The sequence below is a fragment of the Pseudolysinimonas sp. genome (assembly GCF_039912695.1).
Classification (GTDB): domain Bacteria; phylum Actinomycetota; class Actinomycetes; order Actinomycetales; family Microbacteriaceae; genus Pseudolysinimonas_A.
Genome location: NZ_JBDSPJ010000022.1, coordinates 230,655 through 254,428 on the forward strand (window position 1 = coordinate 230,655; position 23,774 = coordinate 254,428).

A 23,774-nucleotide genomic window follows, 5' to 3' on the forward strand; every position below is an offset into this window, starting at 1 on the left:
TGGGCCGTCGTTGCCTGGCTGGGTTTTTCAGGGATCAGGGATGTCGATGTCGATGTCGACGGTGCGCGTTTTGGGTCGTGTTTCGATTGCGATGCTGTTGAGTGGCGTGCTGACGGTGACGGCGTTGGCTCCGGTGCAGGCTGCGCCGCAAGTGGCTATTGATGATCCGTTCGTGCCGCAGATCCTTCCGCCGGTCGATTCGACTCCGGCGGTGGTTGTGCCCGAACCCCTTCCGAAGGGGGATTTCTCGCTCGACGCCGGGGACGCGTCGGATTGGGAGCTGGCTGCGCCGGCACGTGGGGTGAAGTCGTTTGGTTCCCGTGCTGATGCGCGGGTTGATTTGTCGGGTGTTGATGTGGATTCGTTGCCGGTGTCGGCGCGGGATGAGTTCACGACGACCTACACCTTGCCGGGTGGGTCGCCGGTGATGGCGATTGGGGAGTCGCCCTTGAATGTTGAAATCGGTGGGGATTGGGTGCCGGTCGATACGGGGCTTGATCACGTTTCAGGCGGCTGGGTCGATGCGGAGCATCCGTTGTCGCCTGAGTTCGCGCCGCGGGCTGGGGGTGACGTTGTCACCTTGAACAACGACGGTTACCAGGTGAGTTGGCGGTTGTTGGGTGCGGCGGATGTGGCGGGTTCGACGCCGAAGGCGCGTCAGGATCCGGCGAGCCAGGTGACGTATCCGGGCGTGTTGGACGGGGTCGATCTCCACTATCAGGTGCAGCCGTCCCTGGTGAAGGAGGGGATGGTCCTGGACGCGGCGCCCGACTCAGCGCCGGCGTATCAGTGGGTGTTGTCGGCTCCGGGTATGACGGTGCAGGCGGATGACGCGGGCGGGTTCGTGGTGCTTGATCCGTCGGGTGAGGTGCGGTTCACGATTCCGACTCCGACGATGTGGGATTCCTCGGGGGTTGCCGGGGTGCGGGACCGGAGTCTGCGCAGGTTGGTGCGAGTGTTGAGGCGTTTGGCGATGAGTGGTTGCTGACGTTGAGGCCGGATTTTGAGTGGTTGACGGCGAAGGATCGGGTGTATCCGGTGACGGTGGATCCGTCGACTGGGTGGGGTTCAAGTACTCGGAAGTCGTACAAGTCAGATGGGACGCCGCAGTCTGGGGTGACCTATTTCGGCAACCCGTGGCAGTCGAATCGTTCGTTGTATTGGCGGGGGTGGGCGCAGTATGCGTTGAGCGGTATTGCGGGGACGTATGTGTATGACACGGAGTTGGACTTGTCCCGCAACTACGGCACAGCGAACTGTTATTCGAACTATGTCGGCTCAGGAACCAGCAACCCAAGCGGGGTGGGTACCTATGGGACCGACGTTTCTTCGTTTGACATGTGCGGTGGCGACGGGGTTGCCAGCGAATACACGACTGACGGTCTCGATTACACGATCGCGTCATGGATGCGGGCGGGGACGTATAGCAACTGGTTAGGGTTCCGTAGCGATTCGGAAGCGTATTCCGCGTACAGCCTGAAGGGTGCCAGTTCGGCTCTCTATGTCTGGTATGCGCACTACCCGTCGTCGCCGGGGATCGCGGGTACGACGCCGTCCGGTGGGGCGGTAGCAGCGCGCACCCCGAAGATGCAGGGCAGCGCGACCACCGACTCCGGGACGGCGTTGCAGTACCGGTACGAGTTTGAGAAGACCGGCGGGTCGGGCAACGGGACGGGTCCGTTTACTGCGATTGCATACGACAGCAACTGGGTTCCGGCTGGTGATTTCCAGGTGCCGACGAATGCGTTGGAGTTCAACACGCAGTACCGGTACCGGGTCACGGTTCGCGACGGGTATGACGGTCAGCTGGGCAACAACACCCAACGTGTGTCGACGAACGCCGCCTGGTATTTCACCACCAACAACACTCCAGTCGTCGCCCAGAGTTCGACCGTTCCGGCGGATGGTGAGGTGGTGACCTCAACGTCGCCGCTGTTGAGCATCGGGTACGCTCCGGATCCTGACGATTCCGTGCCGGTGAACTACAAGTTTGTGGTCACTACGGGTGCCGACGGTCGCACGGGTGCTGTGGTCGACTCCGGTTGGGTCACTCCCCCGAGCACGACGACGGGTGCGCCGGTCACCTGGACTCCTCCGGCGAATTCGTTGCAAGACGGTGTGAGTTACACCTGGCGGGTGTGGGCTGATGACGGTACCGATCAGGCCGAGCAGTTGTGGGTCGGGCATTTCACGGTCAACAAGCGGCTCGGCACCTCGGGGCCGTCCCCATTCGATGCGGCGGGCCCCGCGACCGTGAACCTGGCCAACGGCAACCTGGCGTTGAACTTCGCCTCTCCCACGATTCCGACTGTGGGCGGGCCGATGGGGTTGAGTTTCTCGTACAACTCGCAGGCTGACCCGACCGCGAATGCAGGGTTGGTTGGGTCGTACTACAACGCGCTCGACCCCGGGCAGACCAGCACGACCACGTTCTCTTTCACGGGCCGCACCCCGGTTTTGGTGCAGACCGATCCGACGATCTCGTTTAACCAACCCGACAAGGTCGCCCCCGCAGTTCCGGCTGACTATTGGTTGGCGCAGTGGAACGGGTACGTCACAGTCCCCACTTCGAGCGGTTCGTACACGTTCGGGGTGATCCATGACGACGGAGCCCGAGTCAAGATCGGCACCACCACAGTTTTGGATCAGTGGACAGGCGCAGCGACCGGGATGCAGTGGGGGACCGCATCGTCGATGACCGCGGGTACAGCCGTACCAATCCAGGTTGACTATTTCGATTCGACCGGCAACGCGAATCTGGAGTTGCGGGTGAAGGGTCCCGGGATTACGGATCCGGACGGCATCCCGGTGCCAGCAACCTGGTTCACCCGCACCGTGCAGTACCTGCCTGCAGGGTGGACCAACTCGGGTCCGATCAACGGGTCGGGCGGTTTCTACACCCTCGCGACGAAGACCAGCACTACGGTCGCGCTGACGGATGTGACTGGGTCGGTGCACACCTACGCAAAGAAGACCGACGGCGGCTACACCGCCCCGGCCGGCGAGTACGGGGTGCTGTCCATCGACGGTTCTGGGCAGATCACCCTCGACGATGGCGGCACGATCTGCCAGTTCAGTGCGGCCGGGTTGGTCATCTCAGTAACAACCCCGCAGGATGCGAAGAAACCGGCCACCCCAACCGTGCAGTACCGGGCGAACGGCACCCCGGACCTGATCGCCGACCCGGTCGCGGGCGGCACGAACCGTAAGGTGCAGTTCGTGTACGGGGGCGACCTGGTGTCGAACACCGCTCTCGGCTTGGGTGCTGGGGACAGTGACGGATCGGGCAGCGCGTGCCCCATCCCAGCAGGCTCTGGCTACAGTGCCGCGCCGACCGGGTTCTTGTGCCGCATCGTTTATCCCGGCCATGTTGTCGGCGGCGCCGGAGGGGTGGATGACACCACCCGTCTGTTCTACAACTCCACCGGTCAACTGGTGTCGATTGTCGACCCCGGCACCGTGCAGGTGCGTTTCGGGTACACCGGCGGGTTGCTAACCGGGGTGTGGGATCCGCGAGTTAACGACTGGATCGCCGCTGACAGCGCCCACCGCGCGGCGACCAATACCGATGCGACAGTGTTCACCTACGACAGCGCCGGTCGCCTGTCGACCACGACGTCCCCGGCCCCCGACGGTGTCACGGCAACTCTCCAACCGAAGAAGATCTACACCTACAGCAGCGGCACCACCTATGTGGATGTTGACGGGCTCGACCTGTCCACAGCACCCAGTGGTGCCCATGCCGGGAAGGTCACCTACGACAGCAGCTGGCGAGCCACCTCCGCCACCAGCCCACTCGGGTTGACCTCCACTCAGACGTGGGGGCCCAAGGACCAGTTGTTGTCGGCCACGAACTCTCAAGGTTTGATGGCGACGACGATCTACGACCCGTTCACCGACCTGCCCACCGACTCCTACGGCCCCGCGCCGGTGGCGTGTTTCGGGTCTGACCGTCGCCCCACAACGCCGTGCCCGATCACGGTTGCGCATTCGCATTCCGGTTATGACGAGAGCATGCAGGGACTGCAGGTGACCTATTTCGGCACCAACAACCTCTCTGGCCGCCCCGTCGATTTCAGCCTCGGCCTGGTGGGGGGTACGGGCACTCTCGGTTCCCGCAACTGGGCTACCGGGTCACCGACCGCAAGCGTGCCCGCCGACAACTTCTCGTTGCGGATGAACGGCATCCTCACCCTGCCCACGGCGGGCAGCTACCAGTTCCGAACGACCCTCGACGACGGTGGCCGGCTCTACCTCAACGACGAACTACTCATCAACGACATGACAGGGGATGCTCTCACCTCAACGCTCGTCAGCCCGATCATCCCCGGGGTTGCGGCCGGTGAACGACGCAGGATCCGGCTCGACTTCTTCGAACTCACCGCGTCTGCCGCGCTGACTCTGCAATGGTCGATCAATGGGGGTGCCTGGACGAACATCCCCGACACCGCACTCACCCCCGGGTACGGGTTAGGAACCTCAAGTACGACAGATGACTCCGTCCCATCTGGGAGCGGGTTGTCGTCGAGTCTGGTCACCCCGATCAGCACGGCCACCGGATACGGCACCATGCCGTGGCTCGGGATGGCGACCACCTCCTCGATCGACCCGACCGGGCTGAACCTCACCACCTCGATCACCTACGAGGCACCGTCGACGGCAGCGAACAGTTGGCTGCGCCGACTGACCCGCACCATGCCGTCAGGCAGTGCGGATGTCAGCATCTCCACCTACTACGGCGACGCCGAGACGGTGACGACCGCAACCTGTGGGGTGCCGGTCGGGACGAAAGAGAACGGGTTCCTGAAGACTTCCACGACGGCGACCCCGGCATCCGGGTCAGCGATCGTCACCTCCTACGTGTATGACGTGTTGGGTCGCGTTGCGGGTACGAAACGGTCAGGTGACACCACCTGGTCGTGTCTCACCTACGATTCCCGCAGCAGGGTGGTGACGTCGGTACTTTCCGCCTACGGCACCACGACCGCCCGCACGGTGACGAATAACTTTGCGGTGGGTGGTAACCCGTTGGTGACGTCGGTGTCGGATCCGGTCGGCACCCTCACCTCGACCGGTGACCTGCTGGGTCGGTCGGTGTCGTCGACGGATGTTTATGGCACGGTGTCGACGCCGATCTATGAGGCGAAGACTGGTCGGGTGTTGTCGGTGACGGTCACCCCGGCCGCGGGGATGGGTGCGCCGCTCGTGCAGGCGTACACCTACGACCCGGACGGGAAGATTCTCACCTTCAAGGTGAACGGGACCCTCACCGCTCAGCCGACCTACACCTCGACTCAGTTGTTGCAGTCGGTGGCGTATCCCACGAATGGCACGAGCCTGTCCGCGATCAACCGCAACTCGAGTACCGGTTCTACCGACGGGATGACCTGGTCGTTCCCCGCCTCAACGGTGAACCATCCCGCGGCGGGGGTTTACGCCGGTGGTTTCGAAACCACCGACTCGTGGGCCTCAGTCGAATCGTCGACGGTTGCGGTGCAGGGTGCGACGAACCCGCATGCGGGTTCCGGCGATCTCGAAACATCCACCACGAATGTGGCCGGTGGTCCGGTGACGGCAACCCGAACGGTTACCGGTCTGACGGTGGGGCGTTCCTACACCGCCTCCGCGTGGGTGAACCCGAACACGTCGACCGGGGTGACCGGTCTCTCTCTCGGAGTCACGGGTGTCGGCACCTCGACCCCGGTGGCACCGGGTGTCGGGTATCAGCAGCTGACGTATGCGTTCACCGCGACCGCCACCAGTCACGTCCTGACGGTCGGGTATACGGCGGCGGATGATGTCGGGTCGCTGTTGGTGTGGGATGACGTGACTCTCACCCAGGATGCGTGGGTCGAAACTGTCACTGCAGCATCAACGGTGTCGGATGGGGTGGTGCGGTCGCAGTCGGGTCGGATTATCCAGAACACTCTCACCGACTCCACCGCTGCAGCTCCGGAGACCTCGACCTACACTTTCGACACGGCGGGCAGGTTGGTGCAGGCGAGTATCCCGCATCACACCCTCACCTACGGGTTCGGCACGACATCCGGATGTGTGAACAACGCCGCGGGTAAGAACGGTAACCGCACCGGGTTTAGTGACAATTTTGATGGGTCGACGACGTCGGTGGCGTATTGCTATGACAACGCCGACCGACTCACGGGCACCACTGTGTCGAACCCGCCGTCGGGGGCGAACCCGGTTGGTGGGGTCTCCCTGTCCACGGCGGGTGGGTCGCCGACTCTCATCTACGACGCGCACGGCAATACGACCCGGCTGGCCGATCAGGTCCTCACCTACGACGTGGGCGATCGGCATATCAAGACGGTTCTGGATGATGGCACCACAATCACCTACCTGTTGGATGCGGGGGGTCGGATGGTGCAACGTACCGTCACCGGATCCCCAGGTGGTGTCGGCAACGGCACCGTCCGGTATCTCGCCGGTGGGGCGATCGCAGATGGTACCGGTCATGTGGATCAGTGGCTGATCTCCCTCCCCGGCGGTGCCTCCGTCACCATCACGACAGCGGATGGGTCGCAGAAGTGGGGCTACCCGAACCTGCACGGTGACAACATCCTGGTCGCCGACCAAGCCGGCACCCGGGTCGGCGACCGGGCGAAGTACGACCCGTTCGGGCAACCCATCAACCCCACCACCTGGGCCATCGGCACCACGGTTGCGGATGATGCGATCCCGGATCTGATCAACGGGGATGCCGACCTCGGCTGGGTCGGCGGTGCAGGGAAATACACCGAACACCGCGGGTCAGTCGCCACCATCGAGATGGGTGCCCGACAGTACGTCCCCTCACTCGGGAGGTTCCTCGAAACCGACCCTGTCGAAGGGGGGGTCACCAACTCGTACGACTACCCCGCCGATCCCATCAACGGTTATGACCTAAGTGGTTTGGCCAGGGGAAATTCCGGAAAGCCTGGCTGGAGTGCACCGCCGATCCCAAGCCCCGTAATAGCGCCGTCGATTTGGGGGCGCATTGGGTTCGGTTTAGGATGGGGGTTGGCAACTCTAGTCGCCCCCAAGGGTCAGTTTGCTGGCCATGTAAGCTTTGGCGAGCCGCCATCAAATGTGACTAAGGACAAGGATAAGAATTGGGTCTTTGTTTACCGGATATATGGTGGGCTTGCGCCAATTGATGGCCGATCATGGACTCCTGAAAACCCCGCGCTCATGGCTAATCCACGCTCAAGATTGGGTCCCCCAACGCGCCGGGCAACACGGGTGAGTGGGTAGTCGTAGCACGAGCTCTGGTGTTGCCCGACGCCACGAGACCAGCGTTGGCTTACGGCGACATCAATGGAGTGCCCAATGTGGGTGGCGGGCCAGAATGGATATACTTGAACCCGAATGAGCAACTAATTTTTCTGTACACCGTAAAAGTGGACTTCTGAGAGGAAACTTGAGATTGATTGTTCAAAAGATCGAGGACCTCATTCCGAATGAACGCGATCGACATGCGGCTGCGACCGCGTTACGAAGTCTTGGCTTTACCAGCGCTCGGCTATCGACGCTACCTGACCCAATTGAGATTACATTCCTTGTTCCGATCCTGGAGTTAACAGATGTCGATGACCTGGAGGCGTCCTTGGCTTTAATGAGGGCGCTTCCTAACGTGAAACCCTATGTCGTCGCCGATCCAGGCAATGTCCCGGCGCTTCCCTTTGATCTAACAATTTGAAGCTCACTATCGACGGCCCCTCTGGGCCTAGTCCTGCAGTACATCGCGGCCGAGGATATCGGCACGCTGCAGGCGACCTGACCTGAGTCGAGAACCAGGGATCGAGATGCTCACAGCGCCCTCGACGTTGTCCGACGAGGGGATCGGTTCGCGGTCGCGCCCGGTCCTTCAGAACACATCGACCCCGGTAGCGCCGGGTGTCGGGTATCGGCAGCTCACGTACACGTTCACCACCACCGCAACCTCGCACGACCTCACGGTCGGGTATACGGCGGCGGATGATGTCGGGTCTCTGTTGGTGTGGGATGGCGTGACGCTCACCCAGGATGCGTGGCCCGAAACGGTCCCCGTCTCGACGGTGTCGGATGGGGTGATCCGGTCGCAGTCGGGTCGGATCATTCGTGACGCCCTCACCGACACCACGACGGTAACCCCCGAGGTGTCGACTTACACCTTCGACACGGCTGGCCGCCTGGTGCTGGCGAGCATCCCGCATCACACCCTCACCTACGCATTCGCCCCATCGAATGCGTGTGGAGTGAATGCGGGTGCCGGCAAGAACGGTAACCGTACCGGGTTCAGCGACAATTTTGATGGGTCGACGACGTCGGTGGCGTATTGCTACGACAACGCCGACCGGCTCACCGCCACCACTGTCACGAACCCACCATCCGGGGCGAACCCGGTCGGCGGGGTCTCCCTGACCACCGCCGGCCCGACACCGACCCTGACGTATGACGCGCACGGCAACACGACCCGGTTGGCCGATCAGGTACTCACGTATGACGTGGGGGATCGGCACATCAAGACGGTTCTGGATGATGGCACCACAATCACCTACCTGTTGGATGCGGGGGGTCGGATGGTGCAACGCATCGTCACCGGTTCCCCAGGCGGGGTCGGCAACGGCACGGTCCGGTATCTGGCTGGTGGGGCGATCGCGGACGGTACCGGTCATGTGGATCAGTGGATGATCTCCCTCCCCGGCGGTGCCTCCCTCACCATCACGACAGCGGACGGGTCGCAGAAGTGGGGTTACCCGAACCTGCACGGTGACAACATCCTCGTCGCCGACCAAACCGGCACCCGGGTCGGGGACCGGTCGAAGTACGATCCGTTCGGGCCACCCATCAACCCCACCACCTGGGCCATCGGCACCACCACCGCGGATGACGCGATCCCGGATCTGATTAACGGGGATGCCGACCTCGGCTGGGTCGGCGGTGCAGGGAAATACACCGAACATCGCGGGTCAGTCGCCACCATTGAGATGGGTGCCCGCCAGTATGTCCCGTCACTCGGGCGGTTCCTCGAAACCGACCCCGTCGAAGGCGGTGTCACCAACTCCTACGACTACCCTGGGGATCCAGTCAACCAGATGGATCTGACTGGCGAAAAGGGATGTAAGCGAGACCCTTCCCGACCCAATTGGTGTGGAGGAAATTCCAAAATTCGAGCGGTGTGGGATAAGAATCTCCCGATAACGAGAAAATATCTGGCGCTAGCCTTCGCCGCCGGTGCCGACTGTTCTCATGTAACAGAGACGAAATTGATCATCTGCACCGGTGCGGGCCATAATGCAAGCGCTTCGTTGGGACAAATCTCGCATGACATTTGGTATTCCGGCGGGACGACTTGGGGGAACGTGTTCATTACCGGGAGCTCTTGGAAGGAACTCCAGCGCGATCCAAACGTTATTCGCCACGAGGAAGGTCACCCTCCACAGTGGGCACGGTATGATACAGAGTCCGATTTCCTCGCGGCGTACCTTACCGAGGCGGGGAAGGCGGAGGTGGCTTGGGGTTTGATTACAGATCCGAGCCTCCGAGGTAATTGTCTTGTGGCGCAGTGTCTAAATTCATTCGAGGTCGAAGCAAACGTTGTTTGGGGGCATTATGCACACGGCTAAACGATTGAAAAGCGGCGCATTAGCTGTCGTTATAGCGTCCCTGAGCTCGGCGACCCTCTCGTCGTGCGTCTATCCAGGAGTTCCTTTCACTCAGGTGTACTTGCATCGTCCTGATGCCTCGACGTTCGAATTCGTGGTGTGCCAAGAGGTCGAGGGAAATACGCTCCAAGTGGAATTCTTGCGAAGCGACGAGGGTTTGATTAAGGGCTGGGAGGCGACCTCTGCAGAAGAGGTGAAATTTGCGACAGGCGACCTTATTTTGACGAATCCGCCACCTGAGCCGTTCGCGCCAAATGTCGCGTGGTCTGCCCCAGACAACTTCCATTGGGTGGATTTCGCAATCGGAAAATACGTGGACGGCATTTTCGAGACGGCCATCTCGGGTGAGTTTCGCGACGAAGGCGTATCGGGCAGGGATTGGCTGGATCAGGGCGGCAACTTGGTTGCCGCTCATTGCTGACCGCATGCAGCCGGTCAGGCAAACCTTCGCCGCCTTGAACACACGTATGACCCGGATGGGAAGATCCTGACCTTCACGGTGGGTGGGGTGTTGATGGCCCAGCCGACTTACACCTCGACTCAGTTGTTGCAGTCGGTGGCGTATCCCACGAATGGCACGAGCCTGTCGGCGATCACCCGCAACGCGAGTACCGGGTCGACGGATGGGATGACCTGGTCATTCCCGGCCTTGACGACGACTCATCCGGCGGTGGGTGTCTACACGTCAGACTTCGAGTCCGATGCTGGAGGTTGGGTCCCGGGGAGGGTGGATTCGGCAGTCGCGCAAGGTTCAACCAATCCACGCTCAGGTTCCGGCACGATGGAGACCTCGACATCGGACAACGGCTACGCGAACGTTTCCGCGACGCGAACCCTAACGGGACTGACCATCGGGCGCTCTTACACGGCATCCATTTGGTTCGATCCTGATTCGAGCGGGTACGTGTGGAATGTCGCGCTCGGTGTCACCGGAATCGGAGCGCCGACACCGACGGGGCTCGTCGCTGGCTATCAGCAGTTGTCGTATCAGTTCACGGCGACAGACACCTCGCATGACCTCGAGATCACCTACGTCGCCGCGGCCACTGTGGGTACGTCAGTAGTCTGGGATGACGTGACTCTCACGCAGGATGCGTGGGTCGAGACCGTAACGGCAGCGTCGACCGTGTCGGATGGGGTGATCCGTTCTCAGTGGTCATCGATGCCCGAGGCGACAACAAGCCGTCGGCCTCGACCGCATAGTGCCTCGGGTCACCACAAATCAGCAACTTGATCGCCACCAGCTCCTCCGACTCCTCTGGCTCGAAGCGCCAGTCATCTTCAGCATCCTCACCCCCCAAGAGCAATGGGATCTGCACGAGCTCAGCCGCCCGAACGAGCAGCTCACCGAAGCCGAACTCGCCGAGCATCTGGCCGGCCTCCGCAAGACCAAGCCCTCGCTGGCAAACAAGGTAGGCAAGACCTACCGCGTCATCGAGCGAGTTCATCAAACGCTGCTCGAGTACGACGTCCCACTTTCAAATCACCTCGCAGTCAGTGCTGCCATTCGTCCGCTCGACCCGCGCCGTCGAATGCACGCCGTGCGTAAGCCAGACATCCCAAGAAAGTCTGGCCAGAAGGCGAGATACATCAGCGTCGCCCCGATCATGAAACCGGAGATCGACGTCCATCAGCTCAGCCGGGCTTTCATCGCCCTGATGCGTCACCAGCAAGAAGAAAAAGTCGGCGACTCAGCGAGCGACCTTCCCTCGCGGTCTGAGGATGACCCCCGCGCCGCGTAGGTGGTTTAGCACCGCCGTAGGCGAGACGTCGAACTTCGAAGCAATCTGCGCTGCCGTCTGTCCGGCTTTGTACAACTCGATCACCCGCTTCGGGTCAGCCACCTTCGATCGCCAGTCGCGCAGCTCGACACCTTGCTTCACGAGCGCCCTCCGAATCGCATCCCGATGACACCCGAACGAAGCCGCCAGAGCACCCATGGTCTCCCCCGTGAGGTACCGCCTGGCGACGTCCACTCGCTCCTCAACCGAGAGTCGCCTTTGCCGCTGATACACCCGCGGTGCAGCCGCGACTGGCCGCGACCCCGGTCGGCGAGACCGCTCAAGGAGCCGTTCTAGGGCGGGACCTCTGTTCCAAAGCGCCTCCGTTAGGACCTCCAAAGAAACTCATGGTCGAAGGATGTTTCCGTCCGCACCGCTCGACAGGGCGATTTCGAGATCCCCGCGAAAACCCCGCGTCCGCGAAGATGTGGTGCGCAGGGAGTTCAGGCGGTCGGGGCGACCCGTATGCAGGAACAAGCCGAGTGCATATGAAGGGAGGCGTCATGGTTAGCGTCACTCAGCGCATTAGACAGGTAAAGCAGCCGCGCGGCGGCTACATCCATCCGAAGACGATGGAGGTTCGCTACCTCGGATCGGGCGGCGTCGCCGCAGTCGTCGATCACACTCTTGAGAACGTCCACGCCTCGCTCGTCGGTCTAGCTGTCGACTACCTCACGCGCTCCGCGCTGGGGAGGCCGGCCGCAGAAGTGTTCACGGTCTCGGTAGCGGCAGCGGGACGTCTCGGGGATGACTGGCGGGGATACGCGCTTGACCTCTGTGACCTGATCGAAGGATCCCGAGGTCGAGTCTTGGCGCTGCCGAATGACGAGAGCGCGAGGCACGCGCTCCCCAATCCGAAGAATCCGAACTGGGCCACCGACCGCGAGGTCTATCTGGTCCCTGACGATGAAGCGATCAAGGCTGCGATCAAACTCGCGTCCTTCGACGTCATCTTCCGTGCGGGGATGGCGGCGTACAACCCAGACGCGAGGACAGACCCCGACGCGATCACGCGCGAGCACATCGCCGAGATGATCGCGGCATCGCTCGCGTTCGCGTGGGAGTACGGCCCTGTACTCGTTGACGGCTTCACGATGCTCGGCGGATACACGAAAACCGTAGATACGGGAGATGGCGACTTCGTCACGCGAGACACGCTGTGGGATTTCAAAGTGTCAGTGAATCCACCGACCAAGGACGACACCTTGCAACTTCTCATGTACTGGCTCATGGCACGACGCTCCGACTGGAACTGGCGACCGACCTGGCATTGGGACCACTCCACGTCGGAGCCGGACTGGCTTGAAGCCTGGGACCTCGATGACTATCTGCTCAAAAACCGCGCCTGGCCCGATGACCTGCGCGGACCCGCCCCGACTCACATCGGCGTCTACAATCCCCGGCTAGATGCCATCTATCGGCTCGCGGTCGACGGCATCCCCGCCGACGTGATCGAGGAAGTCTCGCGAGAAGTGATTGGGTACGTCTGAACGACAGCGCTCGCGCCGGACCGATCCCCCAAGGACGATCCTTCCGAACTCAATATCGTCGCTGACGTGACCGCGCCAGATCCTCCGGAACCTCTTGTCGGGCGCGAGGGCGACCTCGATGACGCTAGCTATCAGATCCGAGAGGTCTACGCGCAATACGGACTGACCAACTACGCCTCGCAGGTGATGGAGAAGGGCATAGTCAACACGCTCGTCTTGAAGGCTTTCCGATTCGACCCGGTCGCGTCCGCGCCCGGCGAGTACTACGACGCCCCGAGTTAGAGTGCAAGGGTGGCGGATCAGGAACCTCCCATCGAGCAGCTCGAGCGACTGCGACGCCTCGCCTACTCGCGTGACGGAACAGCTGACGACCGTCGCCGGCTCGCCGAACTCGAAGCCGAACTGACGGCGCAGAGCGACGCCGAACCCGCGACTGTCACCTCGCAAGAAAAGCAGGTCGAACCCCTCGAGGTCACAATCTCGCGCGAGGTCGCCGAAACCGCCCCGCTGCGCCCCCGGCGATCAACCGACGACCTCTCTCACTTCGCCGAGGCCATGGTGCGCGAGCGTGAGGTCGAACGCGATGTTCCCCCGCCGGTCGACCCCGTCATCCGTCGCAAGCGCCGCCGACGCCGCGCAATCATCGGCGGAATCGTCGGCCTGGTTGTCGCCGCCCTCCTCGGCGGGTACATCACCTTCGCCCTCACCGCCCCGATCGGTTCGGCCACGATCGATGCGACAGCTCCGACCGTCACACCTCCGGCGGCCACGCTGATATCGATGAGCCCTGAGGGCGAGTCCGCGATCAGCGTGAGTGGAGCCGACGATTACCTCGGGGCAAGCGCGAGCGGCATTTGGATGTCGGGGGGCGGCGATGATCCGCTTCCGATCGCGAGCATCAGCAAGCTGATCACGACGCTGGTCGTGCTTGACGCAAAGCCGCTGGGCGCCGGGGAAAACGGCCCGACCATCACTTTCGACAAGGCTGACCACGCCCTCTACGACAAGTACTACGTGCTCGACGCCACGATCGCCGCGATGCCGACGGGCAGCTCGATGTCGGAACACGACGCCCTCGAAATGATGCTGGTGATCTCAGCATCCAACTATGCAGAAGCGGTGTCGACCTGGGCGTTCGGGTCGCAGAGCTCCTTCCTGCGGGCGACGAAGACCTGGCTGGCCGCGAACGGTCTCGACCACACGACGATGGTCGAACCGACCGGCATCGACGCCCGCAACACGAGCACCCCGAGTGACCTCATCGCGCTCGCGAAGATCGCGATGGCGAATCCGGTGGTCGCCGAAATCGTGAAGATGCAGACGCTCGAGGTTCCCAACGTGCCGCCGCAGCTCAACACGAACGACCTGCTCGGCGTCGACGGCATCAGCGGAATCAAGACCGGCACCCTCGACCCGAGCGGCTCGAACCTGCTCTTCTCCGCGACGATGGATGTCGGCACCGGCACGCCGCTCAACGTTGTGGGGGTCGTGCTCGGCGGCTTTTCTCACGAGTCGGTCGACCTCGACGTGAAGGCGCTGCTAGCGAGCATCACCGCGGGATTTCACAACGTCAACCTCGGCAACAGCGGCGACGAGATCGGAACCTACGCGACCCCGTGGGGTGAGTCCGCGAAGATCGTGTTGGGCAAGAGTTCGATCGTGCTGACCTGGTCCGATACCCCGATCACGACCACGTTTACCGTCGAGCCCCTGACGACCGGCGCACGAGGCGACACGGTCGGCGAGATCACCTGGGTTGCCGGGGCGACGACCGTCACGGCACCGCTGATCTTGGATGCCGACATCGACCCACCGACCGCCTGGTGGCGCCTGACCCACCCCTTCGATCTCGGGGGTTAACGTGCACGTGAGTCATCGCTTCGCATCCCACCGGTCCCGGCCTATCTTGGTCGGTGTGGCCTCCGTGAGATTGATGATCGTGGCGATTGTGTCAACGGCACTTCTCGCGGGTTGCACGCCCACAGCCGTCGACCCGAGTCCCACCGCGATCGAATCGAGTCCCGGTTGCCCGGTGGGTTTGGTCGATGCGCTTCAGTCAGATCTCGCTGACAAGTTCGACGCGAACGCCGACTTAGTCTCGGTCACGGAAGATGCGACGGCGGAATTCCCGCCCGCCGAAATCGACTCTCTGATCGGGTGTCGCCTGATCGTTTCCACACCCACCGACGGCGGCGGGTCGGAGGGCGTTGGTACCCAAGTGCAACTCGTGGGGATTGCCCGCGAGGGCGTGACAAACACCTTGCTGAAGCTCGGGTGGACTCAGCCGTTCCCCGACACGGACCCGTCCGCCTACCAATCCCCCGACCAGGCTTCCGGCCTTGAGGTCTACGACCTGACTAACCCCGAGCAGCTGCCGCTTGACTTCGACGGCTGGGGCGACTTTATCGACGGCGGTTCAGTCGTCATTGGCGCGCCAGCCTTCTGAGTTCATTCGCGACTCGTCAGGTTGCCACCCGGCCGGTGGAATCACAGGGTGTCAAGGAACTCCCGGATCGACGCGAGCAAACTCTCGGGCTCGCCGAGCGTGAGGTTGTCGATCCCCAGTTCGAGCACCGGGATGCCGGCCTGGCGCAGGGCGGCGATGACCGCCGGCTCAGCATCAGCGATCGCGATCGCGGCGTCGACCTGGTGCCGGCGCGCTTCGGCGACGTGCCAGGCGGAAGCCCAGGCTGGCATCCGGAGCTCGTCCCCGACTGTCACGAATCGAGAGGCCAGGGCGCGCAACGGATTCTGGCCCTCGCGCATGTGGCGAAGGTAGCCATCGGCCGCGAGACCTAGGTACATCGACCAGACGAAAACGGCACCGTGCGACTCCTCGAACGCCTGATAGATCCACATCTGCTCCCACATGCCGCGCCCCACCCACATGAGCCGCAGCCGTTCGTCGGTGCTGGCGCCAAGACCGGCCGCGATGCGGCTCTCGACCTCGTCGTGAAAGGCGCGCGCCGCATCCCGGCCCCACTCGGTGCCGCGATGCCACTGCGGGATCATGGTGGCGGGAATCGTGTCGACGATACTCACCGGTGCTGGTCGGGTGCGGGCGATCAGATCGCGGGTGCGTCGAAACCATTCCTCCTGCTCGTTGACGAGGTCGAGTACCTCGCGCAGACGAGCGGGGTCGAGCGTCCGGCCTGAGATGCGTTCCAGTTCGGTGACGCTCGACGTGAGTTGGGCCGCGAGCAGGTCAAGCCGCTCCGGCTCAATGACTTCCTCCCACCCGTCGGCCATCAGATCCCACCACTCCAGCGGAAACTCCGCGCGTGACTCGATGGTTCGATCGAAAAGCAAAACTTCGGCGCCGGTGCGTTCGGCCCATTGTTCGAAGATGCCGGCGACAGCATCCTCAGCCCGCATCGCCGAGAGGATCGCGGGGCGCGGAAGCCCCTCCCAGGGCAGAGGTTCCCCGACTCCGATCGCCTCGGCGAGCCCCTGACTGTTGTAGGCCTGCTCTCGTGCGGGGAGGCCGGCGCGGGCGAGCGCTGCTTGATACGCGGCGGTGCTGCCTTTGGCTGCGACGATCGATGCCCACCACTGATTCACGACGAACGGGATGTCGAGCGCCCGGAGCACCTCCTGCGGTGCGTCGGCATTCACCACCGCGAACGGTTCGCCGCTCAGCGCCCGTTGCCGGATGCCGGCGAACCACTCCCTCTGATACTGCGAAAAACCGTCAGCAAAGGAGAGCAATTTGCGGGCACGCGGCCGCTCGGCGGGAGTGTCGGGCGACGGCTTCGTGACCACCGTGGGCGTGCTCTCGCCGAGCGTGACGATCTGGAATTGATCGCCGAGTCGCAGGCGCAGCACCGAACGGAACCACACTGCCGAGTCAGAGACGTCGCCCGCATCGAGCAGGATGACGGCGACCCCCGCCGCATGCGCGTGCTCGGCGATCGCCGCCACCCGAAGCTCGAGCGAGGCGCGCGAAGTCGTTGCAGCTCGCACCGCGTGGCGTTGGGCCATCGCTTCCCACGGGTCGCCGTTGTTATCGAGCGCGGGGGCGGGCGCTGCGCCGTAGCCTTGCTCGAGTTCTCTCCAGCGAATCGTGAAGGTGGCGGGCTCTGGAAGATCACGCGCGGGCCCGTCGAGCCCGACCAGTGCAGCCACCGGCCCATCAGCGATGGATGCCGCTGGCGCGGCCTCGGGATGCGCCAGTTCGGCCCGTAACCGATCGTCGGTGACCTCGAACCCGGAGATCTTCGCGAGTCGTTCAGCGAGGCTCCGCAACCGAGCCACCGCGTACCTGTGCTGAGCCTCGCCATCCGATGCGGGCAAGTCGAGGAAGAGCAGCGCGGTCTCGCCCGCCCCCGCTCGGTAGCGGAGCCGATGGTAGGCCTGAGCGTCACTGTCGCGAAGGTGCGAAAAGACGATTGCCGCAACCGATGGATCGGTGCTTCGCCTTTCCGCGTCCGCGACCGTCACGTGCTCGGGTTCGAACCCCGCGGCCCGGATGAGCGCGACCGGGATGTCAACGCCCGTGACCAGAACCGTGACGCGCGCGCCCCGCGGCTCAGACGACTCCATCACGCCGCAGCTCATCCGTCTGCGACGGGGAGTACCCCAGCAGACCCTGCAGAACGGTGTCGGTGTGGGCTCCCAGCGGGGCTGCCGGGATATCGAGCCCAGCCTTGCTTTCGCTGAAATGAATGGGCAGCCCCGACCCGAAGAGCTCGGTGTCGGTGTGGTACGACGGATGCTCAAGCTGCACAACGTCGCCGCGCCGGAGCACCTGGGGGTCGCGCACGGCCTCCGCCACGGAGCGGACGGGAGCCGCCGGCGCACCTTCGCGGGTGAAATCCGCCACCGCTTCCGTGACCGTTCGCCCGAGTGCCCAGCGCGCGATCATCCGGTGCAGTTCGTCGGCGTTCGCGACGCGCGCGTCTCGCGTCTGGAATCGAGCATCCACGCCCAGGTCGGGGCGGCCGATTGCCGCGAACACGGCGGCCGCGAACTGGTCGGTCGGGCCGCAGAGAGCGAACCAGCCGTCGGAGGCCCGGAAGGTGCCGAATGGCGCGAGCCGCGGCACCCAGTCTCCGGTGCGGATCGGCAACCCGAGTTCCTCGAACGCGTCGAAAGGTTCGCACGCGACGATGGAGGTGAGAGCGCCGAGCATGGAGACATCCACGTGCTGGCCTTGGCCCGAGCGCTGCACCTCGAGCAACGCCGACAGCACACCGATCACCGAGAACAGCGGGGCGGAGAGATCGCCGATGGGAAGTCCGAACCGAATCGGCGCGTCGCCCGGCTCACCCGCGGTCATCATGACCCCGCTCAGCGCCTGCACGATGGTGTCCATCGCTTTCCCGCCGTCGCTGTCGGTGCCGAAACCGGTGATCGAGGCGTAGACAAGGCGCGGATTGACCGTCCGCAGCGAGCCATAGTCGATGCCGAGACGGCGCGTCACCCCGTCGCTGTAGTTTTCGACCAGCACGTCGGCGTGCTGCACGAGTTCATGAAGAATCTCAACGCCAGCGACCGTCTTCAGGTCGAGCGTCATGCTCTCCTTGTTACGGCCGCGCAACATCATCGATACCGACAGGTCCGACGGATCGAGCCGGGTCGCCGAAAGTCCGTCACGCGTGAGGAACGGCGAGTTCCCGCGCGAGCTGTCTCCGCCCCGGTGTGGGTTCTCGATCTTGATCACCCGCGCCCCGAGCCCGCCGAGCAACAGGGTCGCGTATGGTCCCGCGAGCGCGGTGGTGAGGTCGAGGACCGTGATGCCCTCGAGCGGCTTGCCGGTCATCGCGTGCCCGCTCCCGGAGCCTTGGGAACGTCGCCGGCTCCGCGGCCCGCGCGATGTTCGGCCGCGAGCGCCTCAGCGTCGATATCGCCGAACCAGCCACCTTGAATCGTCTCCGCAATCGTCGTGAGTGCCTCCTCGAAACGCACCCGGTCGTGGAATGTCAACCTCGACGTCGCCCGGTCCTGCAGCGCGTGCAGCGCCTGCCGCGCGTTGTGCAGGATGTCCCACCCGGCGTCGGTGAGCGACACGAGGCGAACCCGATCGTCGGTCGGATGCGGTTGCGACTCCACCACACCGCGCGCGAGAAGTCCGGTCACCAGTTGGTGACTCGCTTGAGGAGTCATGAACGCACGGCGGGCGACCTGAGCCGACGACAGGGGTACGCCTTCGCCGAGCACCAGAAGCACGTTGAACTCCGCAACGGTGATCCCGGTCTCCCAGGCGATGTCCTCTCCTGCTCGCCCGAGTGCTCGGGCCAGACGCATGACGACGTGGTAGAACTCCCGGCTGGCCGGGCCTGCGGCTTCCTGGCTCATGATGAGTACACCTCCGAGACGATGCCGTCCGCCGGATCGGCGGTGCCTTCCTGCTCGGACAACCAGAGGCCGACCTCGCGGGCCAGCCGGGCCGGGCTCTCCCCCGCGATCATGTGCCCCTCATCCTCCCAAAACACGGCCTTCGCCCGGGGCACATTGACGATTCCGCGCAGCGACGAGAGGGGGCTGATCACCCCGTCGCGCATCCCCGCGAGAATGAGCGTCGGCACGTCGACAGTACGCAGAATCGCTGCGAGCTCCTCGTCGGTCGTCGCCTCGGGGAACGGTTTGCCCTGGTTGATCGCAGCCTCGGATTCGTCCTGTGCTGCCATTCGGGCGGCAACGTGCGCGTACATGTGTTCTCGGCCTTCGAGTCGCGTCGGATCGTCAGTCCACCCCGCGAGAATCTCGAACTGCTGGCGGATCACCGCGGGATCGTGGCGGTTGGCCTGAACGATCGCCCGGCCCGCCGAACTGGCGGTCCCGCCTTCCCGGTCGTGCGGAGTGCCGACCACCGAGATGAACCCCGCGAGTCGCTCCGGGTGACGCAGGGCGATGTACCACCCGATGCCGCCGCCGTGCGAGACACCCGTGTAGTAGAAGCGTTCGACGCCGAGCGCGTCGGCAACCCGGCAGACGTCGTCGGCCCAGAGCGCGAGCCAGCCCTCGGGAGGGGTCTCGGTCACGCGGCTGGAGCGACCGTAGCCGCGCGCCTGCACCTGCACGACGCGGCGGGATGTCGGCGAGCTCGCCAGGATCTCGGGATAGCCGCCGCCCTCGAATCCCATCGCGCTCGAGAACATCGGGAGTCGCTCGTCTTCCCCGAAGGAGTCGTACCAGACTCGTGCACCGTCAATTTCACAGGTGGGCATTGCTGGCCCCTTCCGTCTCGGGAGTGGTCGACGCTCGGCGATCGAGCCGTGGGGCGGCATCGATCAGGCGTCGGGTATACGGGTTAGTCGGGTCCGTGAGGATGGTCTCGGCCGGGCCACGCTCGACGATGCGGCCGTGCTGCAGAACGACGATCTCGTCGGAGATCTGGCGCACGACCGCGAGATCGTGGGAGACGAACAGCATCGCGAGGCCAAGTTCACGTTGCAACGAGGTCAGCAGGTTCATCACTTCGGCCTGTACCGACAGGTCAAGTGCGCTCACCGGCTCGTCACACACGAGGAACCGCGGTGAGCTCATCAGCGCACGTGCCACGGCGATCCGTTGACGCTGTCCCCCCGAGAACTGTGCGGGATATCTCAGGGCGGCCACGGCATCCAGCCCCACCCGGGCGAGCAGCTCGAAGGCCCGAGTGCGGGCCGCGGCGCGGTCCATCCCGTGGGCGCGGGCCGGCTCGAGCAAGCTGTACCCGACGGTCTTTGTCGGGTCGAGCGAGCTGTACGGGTCTTGGAAGACCACTTGACGCTCTCGTCCCAGAGCCCGACGCTCGCGGGCACGCAGGTTGGCGATGACGTTGCCGTCGAACTCGACGGAGCCTTCCGCGGCGGGGACCAGGCCGAGCACCGCCATCCCGATCGTCGTCTTTCCGGAGCCCGACTCTCCGACGAGCGCGAGAGTCCGTCCCGGGAAGATCTCGAACGACACCCCCTCGATGACCCGGCGACGGGTGCGGCCGGACCCGAAGTCCACGGCAAGGTCGGTGACAGCGACAATGGGGGCGCTCACGGTCGGCCACCTGCGGTGTCGGTGATGAGGGCGTCGATCCGGATGCATCGGCTGGTTCGTGCGGGACCGGCCTCGATGAGCGGAATGGGCGCCGCGCGGCACTCATCCACTGCCAGCGGGCAGCGAGCTGCGAAACGGCACCCGACCGGCCAGTCGGCAGGTGACGGCACGGTGCCGCCGATCGTCGGCAGCGTCTCGCCGCGGCGCGCACCGTGCGGGTTCGAGGCGAGAAGGGCTCGCGTGTAGGGATGCCTCGGCCGATCGAGCAGATCGTCGACGCCCGCGGACTCGACGATTTGGCCGGCGTACATGACGAGGGCGCGACTGCACGTTTCTGCGACGACACCCCAGTCGTGAGTCACGAGCAGGATCGCCATTCCGGTTTCTTGCTGAACGGTACGAAGAAGAGTGAGCACCTCGGCTTGCACGGTGACGTCGAGAGCGGTCGTCGGTTCGTCGGCGATCAGCAACCGCGGCCGACCCGCGAGAGCGCGCGCGATGATGACCCGTTGCGCCATACCGCCAGAGATCTCGTGCGGGTAGCTGCGCAATACCCGTTCCGGTTCGCGAATCTTGACCGCGGCGAGCAGCTCCAGGGCACGGCGGCGGGCCACTGCGCGGGAGCACCGATCGTGGTGGCGCACCGCCTCGATGAGCTGGCTGCCGACCCGGAATGTCGGGTCGAGGGAGGTGATGGGCTCCTGGGACACGTAGCCGATCCCCGACCCTCGGGTCGCGGCGAGGGCGCGAAGATCGCCAACCAGCTCGAGCCCGTCGAAGGTAATCGAGCCGCGGGTGATCCGGCCAGTCCCCCCGAGCAGACCGAGCACCGCGAGCGCAGTGACCGTCTTTCCGCTGCCCGACTCGCCGACCAGCCCGACAATCTCGCCGGGCGCAATGTCGAATGACACCGCATCCACGACGGTGAGCCCGGAATGCTCGCCGAAACCGATGCTCAGGTCGCGGACCGAAAGTAGCGGGCTGGCCACCGTCGGCACGACCGAGTCGACGGCGGCCGGCTTCTGAAACAGGTCGCGCGTTCGGATTGGCGCGGTGAAGCGTTCGGCGTTCGCGTCGCGGATGCCGTCGCCGAGCAGGCCCAGGGCGAGTGTGGCGACTGCGATCACGCCGCCGGTGGGGACGAACATCCACGGGTGGGTTGCGAGCACCTTCGAGGCGTCGGCGACCATCCCGCCCCAGGTCGGAGCTGGCGGGGGAGGACCGAACGCGAGGAACGACAGGCCCGTTTGGATGCCGAGCGTTGCTGCCGCGAACAGCGAGGTCTGCACCAGCACGACACCGGTCGCGTGCGGCAAGACGTGACGGGTCAAGATCTGGAACGGTCGCAGACCGGTGACCGTTGCGGCAGAGACGAAAAGTTCTTTCCGGGTCGCGAGCACCGCGCTTCTGAAAATACGGGCGAATGCCGCAGACGCCAGGACGCCGACGGTGATCATTGCTGCCGTCATACTGTTGGCGAAGATCGCCAGGGCGGCAAAGGTGATGATGATCGTCGGGACCGACATGACGATGTCGATGATCGACATGATCACGCGGTCGACCCGACCTCCCGCGTACGCGGTGGTGATGCCCACCGGAAGCGCGATCACGAGCATGACAGCCACCGCCAGCGCGACGCCGCCGAGCGAGTCCCTGCCACCCCAGATGAGACGGCTGAGTAGGTCGCGCCCGAGAGAGTCTGTCCCGAGAAGGTGAACCCAGCTCGGACCCTGGCGGGTCGCCGCGGTGTCCTGGACGATTGGATCGTAGGGAGCGATGAGCGGAGCGGCGATGGCGGCGACGACGAGCACGATCAGCACGACGAGTGCCGCGATCGCGACGGGCTTACGCAGCAGGGCCGCGGTAAACCCGGTGGACGTGCGTCGGGCCGGGACAGCGAACGACCCGGTCTGCGCAGCAGCGGCTCTCATGAGACGACTCGCGCTTTCGGGTTGAGTACCCCGTAGGCAAGGTCGACGAGCAAGTTGATGACAATCACAATCACGGCGAACACGACCCCTACGCCGAGCACGATGGGCAGGTCGTGCCGAAGGGTCGCCGAGGTCACCAGGGAGCCCAGCCCCGGGAGCACGAAAACGTTCTCGATGAACACCGCACCACTCAGAACGCTGACCGCGGTTAACCCCAACAGCGTCGTGGTCGGGACGGCCGCGTTGCGCAGCACGTGCAGCAGCAGGATGCGACGTTCCGAGAGCCCCGTCGCGCGCAGCACGCGGATGTAATCCCGAGCCAGGACGTCGCGTGCTGAGTCGCGCATCTGCTTGGCGATGATGGTGATGCCGCCGATCGACAGGGCGATCACCGGCAGCACGAGAGAGAGAAGCCACCCGGTCGGCGAGACCGTGGGCGGAACGTAGCCGGTGGCCGGGAACACGCGCAGGGTGACGGCGAAGATGGCGACGAGCACAATCGCGATCCAGAAACCGGGGAGGGCGAAGCCCAGGAGGGACACGGCGTCGACCACCCGTCCGACCCATCCTTCCCTCACCGCGCTGAGCAGTCCCAAGGCGACGCCGAACACCGCGATGACGACGACTGACCCCACCATGAGCGAGACCGTCACCCCGACGCGCAACCCGATGAGTTTCGCGACGGGTTCACCGCTGAAGATGGAGGTGCCCAGGTCTCCCCGGATGAGTCCGAACAGCCAATCGCCGTACTGCTCGTAGAGCGGGCGATTGAGGCCCAGCGACTCCCGGAGGCGTTGAAGCGCCTCCGGGGTCGCATGTTCACCGAGGATGGTCAACGCCGGGTCGCCCGGGACAAAGGACATCAGAACGAAGATCGCGAGGCTTGACACCACGATCAGCACCACTGACATCACTGCGCGGCGCGCTATGAGGATCAGCATCCGTTGTCCTTAT

The 23,774-nt window shown here is 64.2% G+C and carries 17 protein-coding genes; 10 read left to right on the plus strand and 7 right to left on the minus strand.

Annotated elements, in window-relative coordinates; all coding sequences use genetic code 11:
* Positions 1–40 precede the first annotated feature (40 nt).
* The 10 genes from ABIR17_RS09435 to ABIR17_RS09480 all read left to right on the plus strand — a co-directional run bounded on the left by ABIR17_RS09435 (position 41) and on the right by ABIR17_RS09480 (position 15,361).
* A complete protein-coding gene (locus ABIR17_RS09435) occupies positions 41–988 on the plus strand; it encodes a hypothetical protein (protein ID WP_348004124.1) in 948 nt (315 codons plus the stop codon).
* Positions 989–1,302: 314 nt separating this feature from the next.
* The gene (locus ABIR17_RS09440) at positions 1,303–7,251 is read left to right on the plus strand and encodes a PA14 domain-containing protein (protein ID WP_348004125.1); all 5,949 of its coding nucleotides are present in this window, start codon (positions 1,303–1,305) and stop codon (positions 7,249–7,251) included.
* Between the two features lie 755 nt (positions 7,252–8,006).
* On the plus strand, positions 8,007–9,605 hold the full coding sequence (locus tag ABIR17_RS09445) for an RHS repeat-associated core domain-containing protein (RefSeq protein WP_348004126.1): 1,599 nt from the start codon (positions 8,007–8,009) through the stop codon (positions 9,603–9,605).
* Positions 9,606–9,774: 169 nt separating this feature from the next.
* Entirely contained in the window at positions 9,775–10,065 is a 291-nt protein-coding gene (locus ABIR17_RS09450) for a hypothetical protein (protein ID WP_348004127.1), read from the plus strand.
* Between the two features lie 93 nt (positions 10,066–10,158).
* On the plus strand, positions 10,159–10,878 hold the full coding sequence (locus tag ABIR17_RS09455; protein WP_348004128.1) for a hypothetical protein: 720 nt from the start codon (positions 10,159–10,161) through the stop codon (positions 10,876–10,878).
* The gene (locus ABIR17_RS09460; RefSeq protein ID WP_348004129.1) at positions 10,847–11,386 is read left to right on the plus strand and encodes a hypothetical protein; all 540 of its coding nucleotides are present in this window, start codon (positions 10,847–10,849) and stop codon (positions 11,384–11,386) included. The genes ABIR17_RS09455 and ABIR17_RS09460 overlap by 32 nt, the downstream gene beginning before the upstream one ends.
* 542 nt (positions 11,387–11,928) lie before the next feature.
* Positions 11,929–12,915 carry a hypothetical protein gene (locus tag ABIR17_RS09465; RefSeq protein ID WP_348004130.1) on the plus strand — a complete coding sequence of 329 codons (987 nt, stop codon included), beginning with the start codon at positions 11,929–11,931 and terminating at the stop codon, positions 12,913–12,915.
* 66 nt (positions 12,916–12,981) lie between these two features.
* Positions 12,982–13,197 carry a hypothetical protein gene (locus ABIR17_RS09470; RefSeq protein ID WP_348004131.1) on the plus strand — a complete coding sequence of 72 codons (216 nt, stop codon included), beginning with the start codon at positions 12,982–12,984 and terminating at the stop codon, positions 13,195–13,197.
* A gap of 9 nt (positions 13,198–13,206) precedes the next feature.
* The gene (locus tag ABIR17_RS09475) at positions 13,207–14,775 is read left to right on the plus strand and encodes a D-alanyl-D-alanine carboxypeptidase (protein WP_348004132.1); all 1,569 of its coding nucleotides are present in this window, start codon (positions 13,207–13,209) and stop codon (positions 14,773–14,775) included.
* Between the two features lie 55 nt (positions 14,776–14,830).
* A complete protein-coding gene (locus ABIR17_RS09480; protein ID WP_348004133.1) occupies positions 14,831–15,361 on the plus strand; it encodes a hypothetical protein in 531 nt (176 codons plus the stop codon).
* Between the two features lie 41 nt (positions 15,362–15,402).
* Here the strand turns inward: ABIR17_RS09480 and ABIR17_RS09485 are convergent, their stop codons facing one another.
* Genes ABIR17_RS09485 through ABIR17_RS09515 form a run of 7 tightly spaced genes read right to left on the minus strand, consistent with a single transcriptional unit; the run spans position 15,403 to position 23,761 of the window.
* The gene (locus ABIR17_RS09485; RefSeq protein WP_348004134.1) at positions 15,403–17,457 is read right to left on the minus strand and encodes a 2-hydroxyacyl-CoA dehydratase family protein; all 2,055 of its coding nucleotides are present in this window, start codon (positions 17,455–17,457) and stop codon (positions 15,403–15,405) included.
* Positions 17,444–18,676 carry a CoA transferase gene (locus ABIR17_RS09490; RefSeq protein ID WP_348004135.1) on the minus strand — a complete coding sequence of 411 codons (1,233 nt, stop codon included), beginning with the start codon at positions 18,674–18,676 and terminating at the stop codon, positions 17,444–17,446. Before ABIR17_RS09490 ends, ABIR17_RS09485 begins: the two co-directional genes overlap by 14 nt.
* Entirely contained in the window at positions 18,673–19,212 is a 540-nt protein-coding gene (locus ABIR17_RS09495) for a MarR family winged helix-turn-helix transcriptional regulator (protein WP_348004136.1), read from the minus strand. Before ABIR17_RS09495 ends, ABIR17_RS09490 begins: the two co-directional genes overlap by 4 nt.
* The gene (locus ABIR17_RS09500; RefSeq protein ID WP_348004137.1) at positions 19,209–20,084 is read right to left on the minus strand and encodes an alpha/beta hydrolase; all 876 of its coding nucleotides are present in this window, start codon (positions 20,082–20,084) and stop codon (positions 19,209–19,211) included. Before ABIR17_RS09500 ends, ABIR17_RS09495 begins: the two co-directional genes overlap by 4 nt.
* Positions 20,071–20,889, minus strand: a complete 819-nt coding sequence (locus tag ABIR17_RS09505; RefSeq protein WP_348004138.1) for an ABC transporter ATP-binding protein — start codon at positions 20,887–20,889, stop codon at positions 20,071–20,073. The genes ABIR17_RS09500 and ABIR17_RS09505 overlap by 14 nt, the downstream gene beginning before the upstream one ends.
* On the minus strand, positions 20,886–22,820 hold the full coding sequence (locus tag ABIR17_RS09510; RefSeq protein WP_348004139.1) for a dipeptide/oligopeptide/nickel ABC transporter permease/ATP-binding protein: 1,935 nt from the start codon (positions 22,818–22,820) through the stop codon (positions 20,886–20,888). Before ABIR17_RS09510 ends, ABIR17_RS09505 begins: the two co-directional genes overlap by 4 nt.
* Positions 22,817–23,761 (minus strand): ABC transporter permease, encoded by a 945-nt coding sequence (locus ABIR17_RS09515; protein WP_348004140.1) that lies wholly within the window; start codon positions 23,759–23,761, stop codon positions 22,817–22,819. Before ABIR17_RS09515 ends, ABIR17_RS09510 begins: the two co-directional genes overlap by 4 nt.
* Positions 23,762–23,774: the final 13 nt, after the last annotated feature.